Raw genomic sequence first — 17536 nt, forward strand, 5'->3', positions numbered from 1 at the left:
TATTAGCCTTTATAGGTTACAAAATTTCTTGACGTTTCGTATAAAGTCACGCTCAGTTCGAGATGCTTATCTAAACGTTTTCTCAACTTTTGCCATATCACTACCACGATATTTTCTGCCGTAGGATTTAATGTTTTAAAAACCTCAACTTGCTCGTTGAGATTTTTGTGGTCAAATTCGTCTTCAACTTCAGATTTGATTAAATCTTTAAGCTCTTTTATGTCAATAACATAACCCGTCTCAGGGTTAACTTCACCTGTCACAGAAACCACTAATTCATAGTTGTGACCGTGAAAATGTGGGTTACTGCATTTCCCAAAAACGGCATCATTTTTCTCATCTGTCCAATCTTTTCGATACAAACGATGGGCAGCGTTAAAATGTGCTTTTCTGTGAACCGTAACTTTCATATCATTTTGTTTTGTGCAATGGCGGTGAGATATTTATCAAATATAATTTTGAACCAAGCTGTGTATTGCTCAGGATGATTGGCGATATCTGATTTGATTTGGTTTAAAGTTCGCCATTTAAAATTTGCAACTTCATCAGGATTAGGTTTAGGGTCTTGGTTGTAATATCCAATTAGAATATGGTCAAATTCGTGCTCGGTCAAGCCATTTGCAAAAGGAGCTTTGTAGGTAAAAGACATCACTTCTTCTAAAGGCACAGAAAACCCCATTTCTTCTTCTAAGCGACGTTTTCCTGCTTCTATATTGCTTTCTCCTTCATTTTGATGACTACAGCAGGTATTGGTCCACAATCCTGGTGTGTGATATTTGGTCAACGCTCGTTGTTGCAACAGCAATTCGTCTTTATCATTAAAAACAAACACTGAAAACGCACGATGTAAAAGTCCTTTTTCATGGGCTTCTATTTTTTCCATTTTGCCGATGGGATTATCGTTCTCATCAACCAAAATCACGTATTTATCGTCGGTATTTTTCATATAAAGATTAATAACTGTAAATAAAATAAAACTCTTTTAACTTGCCTATGAAAAATAAAGATTTAGTATTACTTTAATAAAGTTAAACCTATTTGACTTAATAATGTGCTACAGGTATAATGCCGACGTACCAGCCTGCTGTGGTCATTGAGTAGAACCGAAATGCTGGCAGGTATTTTAAGGATCCTGTATATACTGGAGTTACCTGCAAGCTGAAAAGCCACCGCACGGTCAAGCACATTTGGTTTTTGCCGTCACGCAAAGCCAACGCTGAAAAAACCAAAAGAGCTTGCCCTTACCCACCGCACCCAAACAGAATGGTTATTTAAATACTCATTTAGTGAGATAATAAATAATTTTTCCTATTTTAGCGGACTATAAAACAAGTTCAAAAATGAACCGAATAAAAGAGGTTTTAGAAAAAAAGGGAATTAAGCAAATTTGGTTGGCTGAGAAGCTTGGTAAGAGTTATAATATGGTTAATTCTTATGCTCAAAATAGACGACAACCAAGTTTAGAGGACTTATACAAGATTGCGGAAATCTTGAATATAGAAGCCAAGGAATTACTAACGGACAGAAAAGAATTATAAATATATGGACGGAGCAAGTCTAACACCAGAACAGGAAAAACTAAACGCTTTAAAACAAGTGTTGCCTGAAGTATTTACCGAAGGCAAAGTAGATTGGGAAAAACTAAAAGCTACGCTTGGAGAAGATATTAACTTCTCTAATGAACGCTACGTGCTGAATTGGGCAGGAAAAAGTGAAGCCTTTAAAGTGTTGCAAGCACCCACTACAAAAACGCTTGTACCGGCCAAAGACGAAAGCGTAAACTTTGACGATACCGAACATATTTTTATTGAAGGTGAAAACTTGGAAGTGCTGAAAGTGCTTCAAAAAAGCTATTTCGGTAAGGTGAAAATGATTTACATAGACCCACCTTACAACACAGGAAAAGACTCGTTTATTTATCCTGACAAATTCTCTGAAACTAAAGCAGACTACGAAAAACGTGTTGGCGACAAAGACGAAGAAGGCTATATGACCAAAGACGGTATGTTCAAAAAGAACAGTAAAGAAAACGGACAATACCACAGTAATTGGCTCAATATGATGATGCCTCGCCTCTATTTAGCCAAAAATCTACTCAAACAAGATGGAGTAATCTTTATCTCTATTGATGATAATGAAGTACATAATCTGACTTTGTTAATGAATGAGATTTTTGGAGAAGAAAACTTCATAGCAAACATAGTGTGGCTAAATAAAGAAGGTGGAGGAAGTTCAGATAGCAAATATTTCAGAGTAAAACGTGAATTTATTTTATGCTACGGAAAATCTAAGGAATCCGTTGAGATTATTGGTACAGATATATCTAACAGGGATAGATACAAAAGTGAAGATGAATTCGTCAAAGAAAGAGGTCCATATTATTTACAAAAACTTGGTATGGGTTCAATTCAATATTCAGAAAGCCTTGATTATCCAATAGAAACACCTGACGGCAATCAGGTTTACCCAAAGGATAATAATAGTGGGAAACAAGCTTGTTGGAGATGGTCTAAAGAAAAATTAAAATGGGGATTAGAAAATGGTTTTATTGAAATAAAAAAAGATTCAAAGGATATTTGGACTGTATACACGAAACAATATTTGAATTGTGATAATGAAGGAAATAAGATAGAAAGGACGCAACGACCATATTCTGTAATTGAAAGCTATTCAAGTACACAAGCTTCAAAATATTTAGATAGACTTGGTTTAAAGAATTACTTTGACTACACAAAGCCAAACGAGTTAATTCAATATCTTATAGAAAGGGTTACAACTGAGGATGAAATTATTTTGGATTTCTTTTCAGGTTCAGGAACAACCGCAGATGCGGCATTAAGGCTAAATACTAAGGATGACCTAAAAAGAAAACATATTCAAGTTCAATTGCCAGAACTTACTCAAAAAGATAGTATCGCATATAAAGACGGCTTTAAAACAATATCCGATATTGCCAAAGAACGGATTAGAAGAGCAGGCAAAAAAATTGAGGAAGATTTAGGTAAACAGATTGATGAATTACAAGCTGAAATCAAGAAGTTGGAAAGCGAACTACCTACAGAAGAAACAAAAGCTGAAATAGAAAGTCTGAAAAGCAAAATTGAAGAATTAGAAAATCAAGATTTAGGATTCAAAGTGCTAAAACTTGCAGATAGCAACTTCAAGCAATGGCAACAAATTACGGGAAAAGACAAACAAGCGTTGGAAGAGCAAATGAAATTGTTTGTTGACCCAGTTGCAAAAAACGCCACAATCGAAAATATGGTGTACGAACTTCTGCTAAAAAGTGGTAAAGACCTAAACAGCACCATTAAAGCAAAAGACGGTTTTTATGCAATCAATGAAACCGAACTTGTATTGATTTTGGAAAAAGCCAATCAAGAAATCATTGATGCAGTAATTGCCAACAAGCCACAAAAAGTAATTGCTTTAGACAAGCTTTTTAAAGGCAACGACCAATTGAAAACCAATGCGTCTTTGCAGATGAAAGATGCAGGTATAGAATTTAAAACCATTTGATTTATGATTTTAAGATTGAGAAATTGTGATTTGAAAAATGGTTTTAAATGGGGCGAAATCGCCTTAATTAAAAAGGTGTCGAATTCGACAGGTTTAACGCTTCGAAATCGATGCTTATAAAATGCAACTTAAATGAGTAAAAAGAATACAACCATACAGGTACAAAATCTGCCAATCACTATTTCACAAATAGAAAGCGAAGACTATATCTCGCTTACAGATATGGCAAAAGGTAAGGAAGGTAACGGACGAGCTGCCGATATTATCAAAAATTGGATACGCAACCGCTCTACCCTTGAGTTTTTAGGCGTGTGGGAGCAAATGAACAACCCTAATTTTAAAGTGGTCGAATTCGACCACTTTAAAACACAGGCAGGATTACCCAGCTTTGTTTTAAGCCCAGGGAATTGGATAGAGACCACCAATGCTATTGGATTATTAGTAAAAAAAGGAAAGTATGGAGGAACTTATGCCCACAAAGACATAGCCTTTGAATTTGGTTCTGCCATAAGCCCAGTTTTCAAACTGTATTTAATTAAAGAGTACCAACGCCTTAAAGAAATTGAAAACAACCAATACAATTTAGAATGGAATGTAAAGCGTGTATTGAGCAAGGTTAATTACAGCATTCAAACAGATGCTGTGAAAGACTACATTTTACCACAGTCTAATTATACTAAAGAAACAGAATGGCTCGCCTATGCAGAAGAAGCCGATATTTTGAATGTAGCATTATTCAAGTGTACAGCTAAACAATGGCGAGAAGCCAATCCGCAATTGACCTTAGAAGGTAAAAATTTACGAGATATTGCCAGTATTAACGAGTTGGCTATTCTATCGAATTTAGAATCTGCCAACGCAGATATGATTCGAGAAGGATTAAGCAAACGAGATCGTTTTAAAAAGCTCTACACAATTGCACATTATCAAAAAGAAATATTAGACAAACAGGATTTTTTGAAGTCCATTAAGAAGACGACGGATGATGTATATTTAGATTCAAATAAACCGTCAGAATTATGATTTTTAAGATTAAAGGATGATTAGATTATGAGATATGAAGAATTAACACATAAAATCATAGGCTGTGCAATGAAAGTACACTCAGCTTTAGGTAATGGATTCCAAGAAGTGATTTATCAAAGAGCGTTAGCAATTGAAATGGAAAAACAAGGACTAGGTTATCAACGTGAAATGGAAATGAGCATATTTTATGAAGGGATCGATATAGGTACTAGACGTGTAGATTTTTTTGTTGAAGACCTAATTATGGTTGAGCTAAAAGCTTTAATCAAATTAGAAGATGTTCACTTGGCTCAGGCAATGAATTATTGCCAAGCCTATAATTTGCCAATTGGGTTACTTATAAATTTTGGTTCAAAAAGTATGGAGTTTAAGCGAGTTTATAATGTAAATCACCCTGAGAATAAGGAATATGTCGAGAACAATCCTAGAATCCAAAAATCCAACAAATCCTAATTCAGACAGATGAAGTTAACGTTTGATTCTAACCTACAATATCAGCAAGACGCTATAAAGTCTATAACAGACTTATTTGAAGGACAACCTTTGGAAGATTCTATTATGGAATTTGACCTAAAGGAAGAAGGCACTTTAGATTTAATCAATGGCGTTGGTAACAACTTAATTCTATCAGAAGAACAAATCCTTAAAAACTTGCAGTCTGTTCAAGAACAAAACGAGATTGAGCAAAGCAAAGCATTGGACGGAATGCACTTTTCTGTAGAAATGGAAACAGGAACAGGAAAAACCTATGTGTACTTGCGTAGCATTTACGAACTAAACAAAGCCTACGGTTTTAAAAAGTTTGTGATAGTTGTACCCTCTGTTGCCATTCGAGAAGGTGTTTTAAAAAACTTGGAAATCACGCACGAGCATTTTCAAAACTTGTACGACAATAATCCATTGAATTTTCAAGTGTATGACAGTTCAAAAGTTTCAACTTTAAGAGGTTTTGCAACGAACAACAACATTGAAGTTTTGGTAATAAATATAGATTCATTTGCCAAAGACCAAAACATAATCAATCAACCGCATTACAGAGCCAATGGAAGAAAACCCATTGAGTTTATTCAGTCGGTAAATCCAATTCTTATTGTGGACGAGCCACAAAATATGGAAACCGAAAAACGTATTTCGGCTATTGAAAATTTAAAAGGACTTTGTACACTTCGTTATTCTGCAACACACAGAAATCAATACAATCTTACGTATAGTTTGAATCCAGTAAAAGCCTACGATTTAGGCTTGGTAAAACAGATTGAAGTAGATTCTATTGTTGAAGAAAATGCGTTTAATGATGCTTTTGTTCAAGTAGATTCTATTAAGGCAACAAAGACAAAAGTTACCGCAAAAGTTTCAATCAACGTAAATGACAAAGGAGGCGTAAAAAAGAAATCCCTTTCCGTTAAAGTTGGAGACGATTTATACAAACTATCCAACGAACGAGAAATTTATGCAGATGGTTATATTATTGAAGAAATAGACGCAACGAACAACTGTATTTCTATTTCAAACGGAAATCTTTTATACAAAGGAGACAGTCAAGGCGGATTGAATGATGAAGTAATGAAATTTCAAATCCGTAAAACGGTTGAAGAACATTTAAAAAAAGAAAAACGCCTCAACAAATTAGGAATAAAAGTGCTTTCGCTTTTCTTCATTGATAAAGTCGCAAATTACCGTCATTATGATTCAGCAGGAAATCCAAACAAAGGGAAATTTGCAGAATGGTTTGAAGAAATTTACCAAGAGTTCGTTTCAAAACCTGCATTTAAAGAGTTGGATAGGTTTCCAGTTAATGAAATACACAACGGATATTTTTCTCAAGACAAAAAGGGGAAATTCAAAGACACTTCAGGCGAAACCCAAGCAGATGATGATACTTATAGCTTGATAATGAAAGACAAAGAGAAGTTATTGGATGTAGATAATTCGCTTCGTTTCATATTCTCACATTCAGCACTTCGTGAAGGTTGGGACAATCCTAATGTCTTTCAGATTTGCACACTAAACGAAACCAAATCTGACATTAAAAAACGTCAAGAAATTGGACGAGGATTACGTTTAGCAGTTAGAAAAACAGATGATGGTAAGTTGGAAAGAACTTATGACCAAAACATAAATCGCTTGACAGTTATCGCCAATGAATCGTATGATGATTTTGCAAAGACCTTGCAAAAAGAAATTGAAGATGATTGTGGCGTTGAATTTAAAGGCAGAATTAAGAACAAGAGAGAACGTACCGCAATTAAATATCGAAAAGGATTTGAAGCTGACCCAAAATTCTTGGAGATTTGGGAAAACCTCAAAAAGAAAACGACTTACCGAGTTGATTATAAAACTGACGAGTTAATCACATTATCAGCAAAAGCGGTTAAAGATTTACCCGAAATCAAAGCACCTTCTATTCGTTCAACTAAAGTCAACATCAATATGACAGACGAAAGAGTTGAAACAATGTACGCAGGAGACAAAGTAGAATCTTACGACAGCTATTCTTGGAAAATCCCCGACGTTTTGGGCTATATCCAAAGTAAAACAGAATTAACTCGTTCAACCATTCAAGAGATATTAAGTAAGTCCGACAGAATTGGAGATATTTTAATCAATCCACAATTGTTTTTGGACTTAACAACCCAAGCCATAAAACGGACTTTGTACGACTTAATGATTGACGGAATCAAGTACCAAAAAATTGGCGGAGCAGCATATGAAATGGCACTTTTTGAAGCTCAGGAATTAGAAGTGTATCTAAATGACTTTTCATTTAAAGTGACAGACAGTTCTAAAACCATTTATGAAGAGTTTGTTCCTTTAGATTCGGGAGTTGAAAGCAAGTTTGCAAAGGACTGTGAATCAAGCGACCAAATTAAGTTCTATTTTAAACTTCCGAATTGGTTTAAAATCCCTACACCTATTGGCAATTACAATCCAGATTGGGCTTTGGTATTTGAAGACGACAAGAAAATCTACTTTGTAGCTGAAACTAAAGATACAGGAACACCAGAGGTAGATTTAGCAAAACTAAGCGGTGATGAACAATTGAAAATCAAATGCGGAAAAGCACACTTTAACGAATTTGATGAATTAGAATATAAAGTGGTAAATAAAGTCGGACAATTGATTGAATAAGCCAACGCTAAAAGCCATACACATTTGCAATTACTCACGTATCTTTATTTTGTTAATAGAGTTCGTGAACTTCGTTTCGCACCAGCCGACACACAAGCCAAAAATTGCAAAAGAGTATGTCTTTGCCAACGCTGACAGACGAACGAAAAAATAAAGCCAGCAGGTAACAATGTATATAAAAAATAGGCGCAATAGTTCTGTAATCAAGGCTTTTAGTTCGTATCAATCCTTGTGCTTAAACAAAAGTTTAGTGCTTCGAAACCGCCTACTTTTCATATACTAAACGATATTTAAAATAACATTCAGTATTAAAAGACCTAATAGCCAAATCTTATTCCAAACAAAATGTTTAAAAAATGGGCTTCGTCGAAAAAATCTTGACGGATAGGTGCAGTATCAATTCGCATAAAATCTATACGGTATTCTGGTTTTATAAATACTTTTAATTGATTTGTTATTCGATAACTTGTTGCAACAGAAATAATCATAGTTGTTGCATCATCTTCAAAGTCTATTTTTTCATTAAAAGTTGTTGTTGTTTTTTTATTATTGTAAACCGTAGCTCCAATTCCTAATGAAGATTCTATATTAAATTGTTCATCCAAAATAAATCGGTATCCACCAACAGCTAAATAAGAGTTGACATTACTGTGTTCAAAAACACCAACCAGAGTTTCATCGGCAACATCAGCTCTTAAGTGCTGAAATTTTAAGCCAAAAAATAGATGATCATTAAAATAACCTTTAAAACTAAAACTTAATCCATAGTTAAAGTCCATACCATCTGCTGCGAAGTTCTCACCAACAGCTATTGGTAAAATACCAGAAAACTCGACATTGAGATGAGTTTTAGTTTGTTTAGTTTTATTCTCTAAAGTATCTGAAGTTTGAGCTTGAAGCGTAAAACAGTAGATAAAAAATAAAAAAATAAAAGTTTTAGTAAGTAAACTCAAAGACATTGCTAGGGTTGTTTAATGTAATTTCTATAACTTGATTGGGGGCGTTGTTAATGCTGAAAGTAAAGAAAACTGTAGAATTACGAAGGCTTTGAATTGTTCGTTGTTCGTTAGGGTTTTCTGAATTATTTTGGCCTGAAATACTAAAAAAAGTATTGCAAAATTCAATGTTTTCTAATTCATTTAATTCAGAAATTGTAATAAAACATTGCGCTGTTTTCCGTTCGATAGTCCATTCTAAAAAAACTGGTTCTGTAGAAGTTTTTTGAATGTTGAGCTCTAATATAGCTTTCCTTGGAATTTTAAAATCATTAAGTTCGACTTGGTTGACATTATCAAAAACGTCATTTGTAAAAGATAAAACTACATTTGCAAATTTATCAGATTCTTCAGCTATAACACCGGATTCTTCAGGAATAATTTGTAAGCCTGCGCTTGAAGACAAAGGTACTAGAGATGCGAATTCAAAAAAACCACTTGTATTGGTTTGTCCTAAACCTATTCTGTTTTCGGCTTCTTCAAAACCAACATTAGCACTTAGTGTTGAAATCAAACGTGCATTTTGAATGGGTTGATTATTTTCGTCTATTAAATTTCCTGTAAAAATCAACCGTCGGTTATTAGCAATATCTTCACAAGACCAACAAACCAATATACTTATTAAACAGAAGAGTTTGAAGTACGTTTTCATAACAATAAGGTTAATCAAATTTTAAATATATAAACAAGATGTTTTATTTTGATTGACGTTGCGTTACCAAATTGTTAAGTTGTTGCCCGTAATAAGATTTTTGAATGGATTTGTCAAAAGATTGATAAACAGAATCTAAATATTTAGGAGTGATAAACTCTGCTTGATTTAGAATAACATAAGGCGAAACTTCTAAATCAGGATGATTCATAGCAAAATTGATGGCATAGAGATAGCGTCTTTGGGTCATAGAATTATAAACCTTATTAATACTATCTAAACGGTCTTGATTATTGGCTTTTCTGGCTTCTAACTCGGCTTTAATCAAATCTAACTTTTGGTCAGCAAATCGTTTGATATTTTGACTGTATTCTTGAAATTTTTGTTGGTTTTTGTAATCGGCATTTAAGTTTGCATAGCTAAATTCATCTAATTTTGCCTTGACTTCTAATTTTCCTTTGTCAGCAAAGAAAGCTATAAAATTATCAGTTTGATCTATCGTGTCTTTTTCTAATTGCAAATACATCACTTCAGGTTGGTTGAGTTCAACATCAAAGTTGAACTGATTGGTATTGTAAAGCTCTAAAGAGTCTAAATTTACAATAGTAGAATCTTTTACTTTTTGCAGATAAATTTTTCCTTTTTTTAAACCATCAATCTGCCCTGTTATGGTTAAATCAGGTTTTTTTGTTTCACAACTCAAAACTGCGATAACAATAAGTAAGAATAAAAATTTCATTTTCATATTTAAAATTTTGAAGCCATTTCCATTAAAATAGTACAAGCAATCGCCGCATAAGTTCCCACGGCGTAGCCAAACACGGCTAAAAGCACACCAACACTGGTCAAAGACGGATGAAATGCCGATGCCACTACTGGTGCCGAAGCCGCGCCACCAACATTGGCTTGACTCCCAACCGCTAAGAAAAAATAAGGAGCTTTGATCAACTTTGCTACTAATATTAAAAGTATGGCGTGAATACTCATCCAAATCAAACCTATTCCTATTAATCCAGGATTTTCTGTGACAGTAGTTAAATCCATTTTCATTCCTATCGTAGCCACTAAGATGTAAATAAACCCTGAGCCTATTTTGCTTGCGCCAACGCCTTCAAAGCGTTTAAGTTTAGTAAATGATAAAGCAATACCAAAAGCTGTGGCTATGGTAATCATCCAAAAAAACTCGCCTGCAAACGAACTCAAGGCTGAAGATTTGTTACTAAAGATTTCAAAATTAGAAATTAAAAAAGTAGATATTTCTTTTGAAAACCAATGTCCAAGTGCCACACCAGTAAAACCTATAGCCAGAATTACCATCAAATCAGATAAAGTCGATTTACGAGAAATGCTTTTTTCATAAGCTGAGACTTTTTCTTTTAAATCATCTATGGCAGAATTGTCGGCTCTTAACCATCTATCAATGCTCTTGTGCTGACCAATTCCCAATAAAATTAATGCCATCCAAAGGTTGGCCACAACAATATCCACCAAAACCATAGCTCCATATTTCCTGGGGTTATATGCAAAAATTTCGAGCATCGCTGCTTGATTAGCACCGCCGCCAATCCAACTGCCAGCTAAAGTAGATAAACCCCGCCAAACAGCATCAGATCCACTTCCGCCAAGCGTTTCAGGCGAAATATAAGACATCAAAAGAATAGCAATAGGACCGCCAATGACAATGCCCAGCGTTCCTACAAAAAACATCAATAAAGCCTTCCAACCGAGATTGATTATGGCTTTTAAATTTATACTTAAGGTTAGCAACACTAAAGATGCTGGCAATAAATATCTTGAAGCAACAAAATAGAGTTGAGATTTTTCTTTGGTCACTTCACCTGCCTTGTCCACAACATCCCATTCTGAAGAAATTAAACCCAGTGAATTCAATATGGCTGGAATCAAGTAACACAGCAACAAAGCAGGCACATATTTATAAAATCGAGACCAGTATTTATGTTTTAAATCAGAGGTGTAAAAAATTAAGCCCAAAACCAATAACAGAAGTCCTAAAACAACGGCATCATTAGTAAAAAAAGGTTCAGGTCTCAGATTCTCCATATAAAATTTTGGTATAAAAATAGAGATTACTAAAAGAACCTAAAGCTTTATGTCAAATATTTTTTGGAGGTGATTAGCAACGCCGTGATCAATATTGCTTTGTGTGATATCATCTGCAACGGCTTTTACTTCTAACCTTGCATTGTCAACAGCAACGCCAAGGCCAACTTTATCTATCATTTCAATATCGTTGTAATTATCGCCATACGCAACAACTTGTTCAAGGTTGATGTCTTTGTATATTTTTTGTAACAAAACTTGAAGTCCTGACAATTTAGAAATTTGCATAGGTGCCATTTCAATATAGGTTGGTTTTGAGCGGTATAAATGCAATTTATCCTGAAGATGGTGAGATAGACGTTGGTAAAATTCTTCAACTTTGCGTTCATCGCCCATACACATAATTTTGTGAGGTTCTTTATTGTGAATTTTCCAATCTTCAAAAACAGCATTGTTGGATTTGAATTCTGGATGGACTTTTGTATTGGCAACTTCTCTTCTGCACCACTCATCTTCTTGCGGTGCAAACCACTCGTCATTGTGATATAAACTAATATGCAAGTTCAAATCTTGATTGGCGTTTAAAACTTCTCTAAAAGTATTAAAATCAATACCTGTATGTGATAAAATTTTGTCTTGATGCAAAACCAAGCCACCGTTATAAGCTACAATCGGAAAATTTGAAATACCTAAATCATCTTGCAAATGTCGCATCGCTTTTGGCATTCGTGCTGAAATCAAAACAATTTTAGCCTTTTGCTTTAGTGCATTAATAGTTTTTATGGTTTGATTTGAAACCCCTTTATTTTTATCTAAAAGCGTGCCGTCTATGTCAATTGCAATAAGTTGATACATCATTTGAAGTTTTGAATGAATTGTTCAATTTCAGATTTTAATTCGTTATGCAATGGCAAATTAGGATTATTATAAGATTTTTGGTTTTCAAGACCTATACTTTCAACTTTTTTCAGCACGTGATTCATATTTTCTATAATGGCATACGTGGCATTGGGAAAGTTTTCAGCTAATATTCTAGCATCTTCACCAGGCACTTGAATATCGGTTGTGCCACCAATGACTAAGGTTGGTTCCGTTATTTTTTGTGCAATTTCTGTTGGGTTATACTTCATCCAAGATTGAAAAAAAGCTTGGGTTTCTTCTCTTAAAACTGTTTTTAGAAGCGGATTATATTCTTTGACATAGCCTACTTTTCTAATAGAATCAAATGACTCTTTTAAATCTTTGTATAAAAATGGGGCTTGCTTACTGATTTGGCTTATCATAACTTCATCTATGGGTTTTGCAGGACCACAAAGTAAAATTAAGCCTTCAACTGCTGTTTTAAGGCTTGTCAGTTGTGCTACCAAAACACCTTGACTATGTCCGATTAATAAAAATTTATCAAAACCATATTTTACACCGTCATAAAGTTTAAAATAGTTGACCACATCAGTGGCATCCTTAACAAAATCATCAAAACGTATTTGTGATTCATCTAACATTTGATTTTTTACAAGTTTAAAAATCCGTTTATCGTATCTAAAACTTGCAATACCTTCTTCTTCAAGAAAATAAGCCAGCTGTTTTAAACTGTTGTTTTTCATAGCAATTTGATTGCCGTCGCGATTTGTCGGTCCCGAACCTGCAATGATAATGGCTAAGGTTTTAGAATTTTTCCCTTCTGGTTGAAGTAAAGTTCCATCAATCAATTGATTGATTTCTAAATTTTCAGAAATCGGGTTTTGAGCTAAGCTTGGCAATGACCAAATTAATAGAACAACAATAAAGATTAGTTTTTTCATAATGTTTGTTTTAAACCGCAAGGAACGCTAAGTTTTCGCGAAGTTCGCTATGTTTTCTTTTGTCTTAATTTTTTATGTTATTGTATATTCTACCTATCATCAGTATTATTATCAAAAATTTCGTGCAGTTTTTGTTGTAATATTTTTTTGTCAGGAAGTTGGGTTCTATAGTCTGAAACCATTGTCGGAGAAAGACTCCTACTCAGGGCATATTCAACAACTTCATAATCTTTATCTTTACAAAGTAAAATTCCAATACTTGGATTTTCGTTAGGTTTTTTTATATCTCTATATAAGGCTTCTAAATAAAAGTTTAGTTGCCCTAAATGTTCGGGCTTAAATTTATCATTTTTAAGTTCAAAGGCTACCAAACACTGGAGTCCACGGTGGTAAAAAAGAAGTTCTATATAGAAGTCGTTATTACCCACTTGCAACTTATATTCTTGATCGATAAACAAAAAGTCTTTTCCAAGTTCAAGAATAAATGTTTTCATTTTTTTTAATAAGCTCACTTTGTAAGTCGTTTTCACTATATTGGTTAGGCAAATTCAAAAACTCAAACACATAACTATCTCTAAAAGTGTTTTTTAGGTCTTGCTTGCTTTCTCTCAACACTGTTGAGAGTTTTGAGTTTCCTATCATTGTTCTTTCAAATAGACCAGATGATATTTGTCGATCCAGTTCTCTATAACTATAGCCTTCTTGTTTTGATAATTTTAGATAAAATTCTTTTTCTTCTATTGTTTTGCATCTTGAAAAAATGGTCAAATTGTGAGACCAACTAATTTCTCTCAACAGCTTTGAGAGTTTTGGAAACCCTTTGTAGGTTTCATAAAATTGCTTCATTCTCCAAATATTTTTATCAGAAAAACCTTTTATCTCTGGCTCATTTTGCTGAATATATTTTGCTAATTTGGAAACTACAGACTCACCCCATTCGGATTTTTCAATTTTATTACTGATATATTCTCCTATATTCCAATAAAGCGTTATCAATTCAGCGTTTACCAATCTAATAGCATTCGCTTTAGATTTTTTTATCAATCGAATTATATCAGCAAATTCTTGCTCCATTATTTAATTTTATTTATTGCAAATTTATTGTTTAAAATCGAATGTTGAGTTTTAGAAGCAAATTTCTGTAATAATTGTTAGGGTAATTTTAATGAAATGAAAATTTTTTGTAGAAATATTTTATTGTTAAAAAATAGCAAGAAATTATAAGCTTGATTACTTGAAGTAACCTGCCTATAAATATTTATACAGAATGTTATTTTAAATGTCTCCCGTATATACGGTTCCTTAAAATACCTGCCAGCATTTCGGTTCTACTCAATGGCCACAGCAGGATGTTACGTCGGCATTATACCTTTAGCAGATTATTAGCGACATTATTAAGTCAAATTGGTATTACAATTATAAAAAAATAGTTTTTTCATAATGTTTGTTTTAAACCGCAAGGAACGCTAAGTTTTCGCGAAGTTCGCTAAGGTTAATAAGAACTTTTATTTATTATCACCAACCACCAACAGCTCCACCGCCACCAAAACCGCCACCACCAAAACCGCCGCTAAATCCACCGCCACCGCCAAAACTTCCGCCTGATGAGCCACTGCCAAAACCACCGCTACGATGACTTCCGCCAAGGCTACTTAAAATTAAAATGTCAAACAAATCTGGTCCGCCACGACGCATACCGCCTTTTCCATCGCCACCGCCACGACGTCTTTTCAATACCAAAATAATGAAAATGACGATAAATAAAATTGGAATCACATAAGATAAAAGACTTTTTTGATTTTTCTGGTTGAGAGTTTCAGCATCAAATTGTCCAGCAAGCAATTGAAACATTGCGGTTGTGGCTTCATCCAATCCTTGATAAAAATTACCTTTTTTAAACGCAGGCTGCATAATCTGGTCGATGATGGTTTTACTGTTGTAATCCGTTAGATACTCTTCTAAACCATAGCCGTTTTGAATGGTGATTTTTCTTTCGTCTTGGCTAACCATAATGATGGCACCATTGTCTTTGTTGTTTTGACCAATGCCCCATTGTTGTGCCCATTCAGTAGCAAAGGTGGCGATGTATTCGCCTTCAAGAGAGTTTAAAGTAACGATAACGATTTGGGTTGAAGTCGTGTCTGCGTAAGTTTCTAACTTTTGCCTTAAAGCGACTTCTTCATTGTCAGATAGCATATTGGCATAATCATAAACCGCTTTTTGTTTGTCAGGTTGAGGTGGAATTTTCTTTTGTGCAAAGCTTGATAAGCTAAAAAACAGCACTAAACTTGACGCAATAATTTTTATAAATGTCATATTATCCTTTTGAAATATCATCTGAAAGTTCGTTGGTATCATCGCTTTGATACGGAAAGTATTGTTTCAACTTTTGCCCCACTTCTGCAATGCCTTTAACTAAGCCTTCTTTGTATTGATTTTTTTTAAAATAAGACGTTATCAACTTCACGGTAGATTCCCAAAAGCCTTGTCCTACTTTCTCGTTAATGCCTTTATCACCGCACAACACGAGTTTATGATCTTCTATAGCGACATAGATTAAAATGCCATTAGCCAATTCCGTTTTGTGCATTCCCAATTCTTCAAAAACGCCTAAAGCTCTGTCGTAAGCATCTTCAACAGGACATTTCATTTCAATGTGCAAGCGTATTTCTCCAGAAGTTTGTTTTTCACCAGCTTTTATGGCTTCTATAATTTCTTTTTCGTCGTCTTTTGAAATATATTCTTTAAGTTTTGGCATCAGTTTTAAAATTCAAATTCAACATCAGGTGCGTTTTCTGCTCCAGCATCAGCTTCGTAACGGGTTAAAGGTTCAAATCCAAATAGTCCCGCAAAAAGATTGTTAGGAAATTTTCTTATTAAAATGTTGAAATTACCTACTGCTTCATTATATCGGTTACGGGCGACATTAATACGATTTTCTGTACCTTCAAGTTGAGCTTGCAGATTGAGAAAGTTTTGATTGGCTTTGATATCAGGATAGCGTTCTACACTCACCAATAATCTTGACAAAGCCGAACTCACGCCACCTTGAGCTTGACCAAAAGCTTTGATGCTTTCTGGACTGAGGTTTGATGCATCGACATTGACTGAAGTCGCTTTTGAACGGGCTTCAATAACTTCGGTTAGAGTTTTGCGTTCAAAATCGGCAGCACCTTGCACGGTTTTAACCAAATTGCCAATCAAGTCGTTTCGTCTTTGGTAGGCACTTTCTACATTGCTCCAAGCGGTTTGGGCATTTTCTTCTAAGGTTACGGCTTTGTTATTAAAACCAGCAGTCATATTGTATAAAATTATTCCTAAAATCAGAATGATTCCAACTGGAATAATCCATTTTAAATGTTTGTTCATTTTTATCAATTTAGTTTTAAGTTTTACAAATTTAAGTTTAATTCATCGATTAATAGGTCTTTATTAAGATGAATATGTTACAATATTTACTGATTTTTTATAACAATTTAATGATATTAATTGCTTAAAAACATGAAGTAAAACTCTACTTTTGCAAAAAAAATAAACTATGAAATCTTTATTAATTGTGCTTTCTTTTTTAGTCACATTTCAATTTTATTCAAATAACGATTGGGGAAAAACTGGACATCGAACGGTTGCTGAAATTGCTAACCACTATTTAAGCGAAAAAGCAAAAGCTAACATCAATTTGCTTTTGCATGGACAGAGTTTGGCGGTGGCTTCTACTTATGCTGATGAAATAAAATCTGACGAACAGTATGATGAATTTAAACCTTGGCATTATGCTAATGTGCCTTTTGACAAAACCTATCTTGAAGCTGACAAAAATGAAGATGGTGATATTGTGATTGGGATTCAATATTGTATAAACGTATTAAAAGACAGCACAAGTGATGAAGAAGATAAGACGTTTTACTTAAAAATGCTGATTCATTTGATGGGCGATTTGCATCAACCATTGCATTTTGGGCTTAAAGAAGATTTGGGAGCTAATCGGTTTTATGTAGATTGGTTTGGCGATAATTCAAATTTTCATAAGGTTTGGGACTCTGAAATGATAGATTCTCATGGTATGAGTTATACTGAAATGGTTAAAAATAAAGCTGTATTATCGTTAGAGGAAATACATAAATATGCTGAAGGCGATTTAATTGATTGGGTTGAAGATACGCGAAAACTAACAAAACAAGTTTACAACTCAGCTGAACATCGAGAAAATTTGGGCTATCGCTATATGTATGATTGGTATGATACTTTAAATCTTCAACTTCACAAAGCAGGCATTCGTTTGGCTAAAGTTTTGAACAATATTTTTGGTTAACGTTTAGATGTCTAACGGTGAATTGTGACTTTCAGGGCGA

19 protein-coding genes are annotated in these 17536 nt (G+C 34.1%); 6 read left to right on the top strand and 13 right to left on the bottom strand.

Translation table 11 applies throughout. The annotated features are described in order from the left end of the window. Nucleotides 1–2 precede the first annotated feature (2 nt). A complete protein-coding gene (locus tag ACSSV5_RS03535) occupies nucleotides 3–410 on the bottom strand; it encodes a 6-pyruvoyl trahydropterin synthase family protein (protein WP_454244801.1) in 408 nt (135 codons plus the stop codon). Next, nucleotides 407–946: an isopentenyl-diphosphate Delta-isomerase gene (idi, locus tag ACSSV5_RS03540; RefSeq protein ID WP_454244802.1), complete on the bottom strand. Its 540-nt coding sequence runs from the start codon at nucleotides 944–946 to the stop codon at nucleotides 407–409. Before idi ends, ACSSV5_RS03535 begins: the two co-directional genes overlap by 4 nt. 394 nt (nucleotides 947–1340) lie before the next feature. Between idi and ACSSV5_RS03545 the strand changes: the two genes are divergently transcribed. The 5 genes from ACSSV5_RS03545 to ACSSV5_RS03565 all read left to right on the top strand — a co-directional run bounded on the left by ACSSV5_RS03545 (nucleotide 1341) and on the right by ACSSV5_RS03565 (nucleotide 7674). Continuing rightward, nucleotides 1341–1538, top strand: a complete 198-nt coding sequence (locus ACSSV5_RS03545) for a helix-turn-helix domain-containing protein (RefSeq protein WP_454244803.1) — start codon at nucleotides 1341–1343, stop codon at nucleotides 1536–1538. Between the two features lie 4 nt (nucleotides 1539–1542). Continuing rightward, nucleotides 1543–3519, top strand: coding sequence for a DNA methyltransferase (locus tag ACSSV5_RS03550; protein WP_454244804.1), 1977 nt, complete (start codon nucleotides 1543–1545; stop codon nucleotides 3517–3519). Nucleotides 3520–3651: 132 nt separating this feature from the next. Beyond that, entirely contained in the window at nucleotides 3652–4542 is an 891-nt protein-coding gene (locus tag ACSSV5_RS03555; protein ID WP_454244805.1) for a KilA-N domain-containing protein, read from the top strand. Nucleotides 4543–4569: 27 nt separating this feature from the next. Further along, nucleotides 4570–4998: a GxxExxY protein gene (locus ACSSV5_RS03560; RefSeq protein ID WP_211066207.1), complete on the top strand. Its 429-nt coding sequence runs from the start codon at nucleotides 4570–4572 to the stop codon at nucleotides 4996–4998. A 9-nt stretch (nucleotides 4999–5007) separates the two neighbouring features. Next, on the top strand, nucleotides 5008–7674 hold the full coding sequence (locus ACSSV5_RS03565; RefSeq protein WP_454244806.1) for a restriction endonuclease: 2667 nt from the start codon (nucleotides 5008–5010) through the stop codon (nucleotides 7672–7674). Nucleotides 7675–7991: 317 nt separating this feature from the next. Here ACSSV5_RS03565 and ACSSV5_RS03570 read toward each other — a convergent pair whose 3' ends face one another. The 11 genes from ACSSV5_RS03570 to ACSSV5_RS03620 all read right to left on the bottom strand — a co-directional run bounded on the left by ACSSV5_RS03570 (nucleotide 7992) and on the right by ACSSV5_RS03620 (nucleotide 16553). After that, the gene (locus tag ACSSV5_RS03570) at nucleotides 7992–8633 is read right to left on the bottom strand and encodes a hypothetical protein (RefSeq protein ID WP_454244807.1); all 642 of its coding nucleotides are present in this window, start codon (nucleotides 8631–8633) and stop codon (nucleotides 7992–7994) included. Then, entirely contained in the window at nucleotides 8611–9321 is a 711-nt protein-coding gene (locus ACSSV5_RS03575; RefSeq protein WP_454244808.1) for a hypothetical protein, read from the bottom strand. Before ACSSV5_RS03575 ends, ACSSV5_RS03570 begins: the two co-directional genes overlap by 23 nt. 43 nt (nucleotides 9322–9364) lie before the next feature. Further along, entirely contained in the window at nucleotides 9365–10066 is a 702-nt protein-coding gene (locus tag ACSSV5_RS03580; protein ID WP_454244809.1) for a DUF4369 domain-containing protein, read from the bottom strand. Nucleotides 10067–10068: 2 nt separating this feature from the next. Continuing rightward, the gene (locus ACSSV5_RS03585) at nucleotides 10069–11382 is read right to left on the bottom strand and encodes a DUF819 family protein (RefSeq protein ID WP_454244810.1); all 1314 of its coding nucleotides are present in this window, start codon (nucleotides 11380–11382) and stop codon (nucleotides 10069–10071) included. Nucleotides 11383–11421: 39 nt separating this feature from the next. After that, nucleotides 11422–12240: a Cof-type HAD-IIB family hydrolase gene (locus ACSSV5_RS03590; protein ID WP_454244811.1), complete on the bottom strand. Its 819-nt coding sequence runs from the start codon at nucleotides 12238–12240 to the stop codon at nucleotides 11422–11424. Beyond that, nucleotides 12237–13184, bottom strand: a complete 948-nt coding sequence (locus ACSSV5_RS03595) for an alpha/beta hydrolase (RefSeq protein ID WP_454244812.1) — start codon at nucleotides 13182–13184, stop codon at nucleotides 12237–12239. Before ACSSV5_RS03595 ends, ACSSV5_RS03590 begins: the two co-directional genes overlap by 4 nt. Nucleotides 13185–13273: 89 nt before the next feature. Further along, on the bottom strand, nucleotides 13274–13678 hold the full coding sequence (locus ACSSV5_RS03600) for a PDDEXK nuclease domain-containing protein (RefSeq protein WP_454244813.1): 405 nt from the start codon (nucleotides 13676–13678) through the stop codon (nucleotides 13274–13276). Beyond that, nucleotides 13659–14258 (bottom strand): DUF1016 N-terminal domain-containing protein, encoded by a 600-nt coding sequence (locus ACSSV5_RS03605; RefSeq protein WP_247653596.1) that lies wholly within the window; start codon nucleotides 14256–14258, stop codon nucleotides 13659–13661. Before ACSSV5_RS03605 ends, ACSSV5_RS03600 begins: the two co-directional genes overlap by 20 nt. 441 nt (nucleotides 14259–14699) lie before the next feature. Next, entirely contained in the window at nucleotides 14700–15500 is an 801-nt protein-coding gene (locus ACSSV5_RS03610; protein ID WP_454244814.1) for a TPM domain-containing protein, read from the bottom strand. A 1-nt stretch (nucleotide 15501) separates the two neighbouring features. Then, nucleotides 15502–15942: a TPM domain-containing protein gene (locus tag ACSSV5_RS03615; protein WP_211066198.1), complete on the bottom strand. Its 441-nt coding sequence runs from the start codon at nucleotides 15940–15942 to the stop codon at nucleotides 15502–15504. Nucleotides 15943–15947: 5 nt separating this feature from the next. Then, nucleotides 15948–16553, bottom strand: a complete 606-nt coding sequence (locus ACSSV5_RS03620) for a LemA family protein (protein WP_454244815.1) — start codon at nucleotides 16551–16553, stop codon at nucleotides 15948–15950. A 169-nt stretch (nucleotides 16554–16722) separates the two neighbouring features. Here ACSSV5_RS03620 and ACSSV5_RS03625 point away from each other — a divergent pair, with 169 nt between their 5' ends. Beyond that, nucleotides 16723–17496 (top strand): S1/P1 nuclease, encoded by a 774-nt coding sequence (locus ACSSV5_RS03625; RefSeq protein ID WP_454244816.1) that lies wholly within the window; start codon nucleotides 16723–16725, stop codon nucleotides 17494–17496. Nucleotides 17497–17536 lie beyond the last annotated feature (40 nt).

Source organism: Psychroflexus sp. MBR-150 (assembly GCF_053628795.1).

Coding starts and splice junctions, on each gene's coding strand:
- ACSSV5_RS03565 (WP_454244806.1), top strand. CDS start 5,008: ATGAAGTTAACGTTTGATTCTAACCTACAATATCAGCAAGACGCTATA.
- ACSSV5_RS03545 (WP_454244803.1), top strand. CDS start 1,341: ATGAACCGAATAAAAGAGGTTTTAGAAAAAAAGGGAATTAAGCAAATT.
- ACSSV5_RS03595 (WP_454244812.1), bottom strand. CDS start 13,184: ATGAAAAAACTAATCTTTATTGTTGTTCTATTAATTTGGTCATTGCCA.
- ACSSV5_RS03605 (WP_247653596.1), bottom strand. CDS start 14,258: ATGGAGCAAGAATTTGCTGATATAATTCGATTGATAAAAAAATCTAAA.
- ACSSV5_RS03620 (WP_454244815.1), bottom strand. CDS start 16,553: ATGAACAAACATTTAAAATGGATTATTCCAGTTGGAATCATTCTGATT.
- ACSSV5_RS03590 (WP_454244811.1), bottom strand. CDS start 12,240: ATGATGTATCAACTTATTGCAATTGACATAGACGGCACGCTTTTAGAT.
- ACSSV5_RS03615 (WP_211066198.1), bottom strand. CDS start 15,942: ATGCCAAAACTTAAAGAATATATTTCAAAAGACGACGAAAAAGAAATT.
- ACSSV5_RS03570 (WP_454244807.1), bottom strand. CDS start 8,633: ATGTCTTTGAGTTTACTTACTAAAACTTTTATTTTTTTATTTTTTATC.
- ACSSV5_RS03585 (WP_454244810.1), bottom strand. CDS start 11,382: ATGGAGAATCTGAGACCTGAACCTTTTTTTACTAATGATGCCGTTGTT.
- ACSSV5_RS03560 (WP_211066207.1), top strand. CDS start 4,570: ATGAGATATGAAGAATTAACACATAAAATCATAGGCTGTGCAATGAAA.
- ACSSV5_RS03610 (WP_454244814.1), bottom strand. CDS start 15,500: ATGACATTTATAAAAATTATTGCGTCAAGTTTAGTGCTGTTTTTTAGC.
- ACSSV5_RS03550 (WP_454244804.1), top strand. CDS start 1,543: ATGGACGGAGCAAGTCTAACACCAGAACAGGAAAAACTAAACGCTTTA.
- ACSSV5_RS03575 (WP_454244808.1), bottom strand. CDS start 9,321: ATGAAAACGTACTTCAAACTCTTCTGTTTAATAAGTATATTGGTTTGT.
- ACSSV5_RS03555 (WP_454244805.1), top strand. CDS start 3,652: ATGAGTAAAAAGAATACAACCATACAGGTACAAAATCTGCCAATCACT.
- ACSSV5_RS03535 (WP_454244801.1), bottom strand. CDS start 410: ATGAAAGTTACGGTTCACAGAAAAGCACATTTTAACGCTGCCCATCGT.
- idi (WP_454244802.1), bottom strand. CDS start 946: ATGAAAAATACCGACGATAAATACGTGATTTTGGTTGATGAGAACGAT.
- ACSSV5_RS03580 (WP_454244809.1), bottom strand. CDS start 10,066: ATGAAAATGAAATTTTTATTCTTACTTATTGTTATCGCAGTTTTGAGT.
- ACSSV5_RS03625 (WP_454244816.1), top strand. CDS start 16,723: ATGAAATCTTTATTAATTGTGCTTTCTTTTTTAGTCACATTTCAATTT.
- ACSSV5_RS03600 (WP_454244813.1), bottom strand. CDS start 13,678: ATGAAAACATTTATTCTTGAACTTGGAAAAGACTTTTTGTTTATCGAT.